Origin of the sequence: Candidatus Darwinibacter acetoxidans (genome assembly GCF_041936445.1) — a bacterium.
In the GTDB taxonomy this organism is placed as follows: Bacteria; Bacillota; Limnochordia; order Darwinibacteriales; family Darwinibacteriaceae; genus DTU010.
In genome coordinates, this window is the sequence record NZ_JBHGXH010000141.1 from 1 (window position 1) to 2,436 (window position 2,436).

1 protein-coding gene and 1 pseudogene are annotated in these 2,436 nt (G+C 53.4%); both read left to right on the plus strand.

All coding sequences use genetic code 11. From position 1 onward, the window contains the following. The coding region (locus tag ACE4YL_RS05170; RefSeq protein WP_461369328.1) for an Ig-like domain-containing protein at positions 1 to 1,326 on the plus strand (1,326 nt) is incomplete at its 5' end. A gap of 597 nt (positions 1,327 to 1,923) precedes the next feature. Further along, positions 1,924 to 2,436: pseudogene (locus ACE4YL_RS05175) on the plus strand (hypothetical protein); the annotation flags it as partial.

Here is a 2,436-nt window from a genome sequence, read left to right on the forward strand (position 1 = left end):
AACCAATTCTCAGGCGACGACGGTGTGTTCATAGGCGACTGCATATACAGTACAGGCGAAATCCGGGAAAATGATTTTCAAGTTGAAGATATTGCCCTGGATTTTGGTTACATTGAGAGTTCAAATGTTACTATATACGGCAACACAATCACCTTAGAGCATGATAACGGTGATCTATACGGCATTCAATGCCCCGTCGTCAGCGGAGAAATAAACATTGAGAACAACTTGATCCTGTTAAAGGAAAGCTATGCCGATGTTGATGGAGCAATAGGAATTTTAATTGAAGTAGAGGGTGAAGGATACGCTACTTACTCGATAAACGGCAACGCGGATATAAACAAGGGGGACGAGAACGACGAGGCAGCGATAAACAAGAAGGACAAGAAGTCCTCCGGATTGAACGGCAGGAAAGACAGGAAATTTAAAGTAATGGAAGGGCCCGCGTCTGGCGGCGGTGCAGATATAAACGTCCAGGGCAACAAGCTGTCAGGATGGAACTACGGAATCTACCTCTATATTGAAGAGGAAGGGGAGGATTCCCTCCGCGCCGATATTCAGGCAAATGTTTTCCTGGAAAATGAGCACGGCCTCTGCATAAATGCTGCGCTCAGCAACCCCGATTCGGCAGTGAATATCTTCAACAATCTCTTCCATCTCAATGAGCACGGCATCATGGTCGACGACCTCACCGGGGCTTCCGCCGGTGCCGTGACCGCCTTCTTAAACAGCTTCACCGGCAATGCCAAGGCGGGCATAGCTAACGGAATGGATGGTGTCACTTTTAACGCGCCGCTGAACTGGTGGGGCTCGGAGGCGGGCCCGTCAACGGCGGATAAGGAGACCGGCGGCGATCTTGTGGTGGGAGAAGTGCACTGCGAACCCTGGCTCAAGGAGCTCAAGCTCGTCACCAGCGGCAGCATCCTGAAGGACGGCGGGCTGAACACGGTTACGGCCGCCCTGCTGGACAGCGAGGGCAGCGTGGTGGATACCGGCCTGCTGGAGGCGCTCTTTACCGTCACCGGGGCCAATAATTACAGCGAGGTGGTGAAGCTGGCCGGCGGCGTGGCCACCTTCAGCTACCGGGACCTCTCCCCGGGAACCGATACCATCTCCGCCCGGCTGCTCTTTGCCGGCGAAGCGGCCGGGAGCTACCTGGCCAGCGAAGCACAGACCACCTGGGAAGCGGGCAGCGAGGAAGATGAGAAGCCCGAACTGCCCCGGACGAGTTCGGCGGCGCTCCCGATCGCAAACCTGGCCGGGTTGGCCTGCCTTATTGCCGGGGCGGCGCTGCGCGCACGCCGCCGCGGAGATACAGATATTTGAGCCGCCCGGATCAAAATAATATTGGCCCGGGGCTGCTCACGGACTTTTGAGCAGCCCCTATAAATTCCTAAATCCCCCTAAATCCCCCTTTAATAAAGGGGGACTTTTATGTCAGGGACGGTGAGTTTGACTCATCGCTTACGGGTGAGGCGTGCCTCGCCCGTACTTTTTTACGATTTTTACGATGCAGCGGGCAAGAAGGAACCTCATTTCGGGCGGGCGTGGAAGCCCGCCCCTACGCATTTTAGAGGTCGGAAGTATGAAGTCGGAGGTCGAAGGGGAGTATACCAGAACGTTTCCTGTCAGCTGTGAGCCTGCTCTTTTTTGAATGAGAGTGCTGCGGCAGGCTTGTAGGGGCGGCTTATGAGCAGCCCGGACTCGTAACGGGAAAGTAAACAGATAAAGGCTGAAAAAGAAAAAGCAACTCCATCAACAGAATCGCTCAGCCTTACCGGCGAGCGAGGCATGCCCCGGCCTGCATTTTTTTACATTTTTCAACGATGCATAGGGGTTTGAGGGCCGGCGGAAGTGTCAAAACTTCCGGGGGTGAATATCATATTGATATATTGATTTCTGCAAAAGGCAGTTGAGACTATTATGGCTAAAAACTTACAATGTAAAACTTTCAAGCCGTCCTCTTTCGGGTGTGCCACCAGTAATCCCGGCTGTTTATATTCCCCCGCTTCAGCCGCGCCGAAAATCGATCCCGGATGTATAAATTTTGTCCCAAACCCCAGTTTTGAAACCGGTTTGGCGGGTTGGTCATTCAGCAATGTCAGCATTAGCAGCGGCAACCCCTTTGAAGGAACACAGGAAGCAAATCTGGATCCCGGCGCAGCCAGTCTATTCAGGGATATCCCCATTAACAGGTGCTGTTATCCCCTGTTTTTAAGCTTTAACGTTTTTGCCCCTGCAGAGAATATTAGAAGCGGCAGCCTGGCAGCAGAAATATTATGGTTAAACAGCGACCGCCATCCCATCGCCACCGGCCGCAGATTGTTCATTCCAGAAGGCAGGATTAACAACATATCCAGGATCACCTACTTCGCCACAACCGACAGGCCGCCCTTCGGCACCGCCTGGGCCAGGCTGCAATTCAGCAAAGGTTCC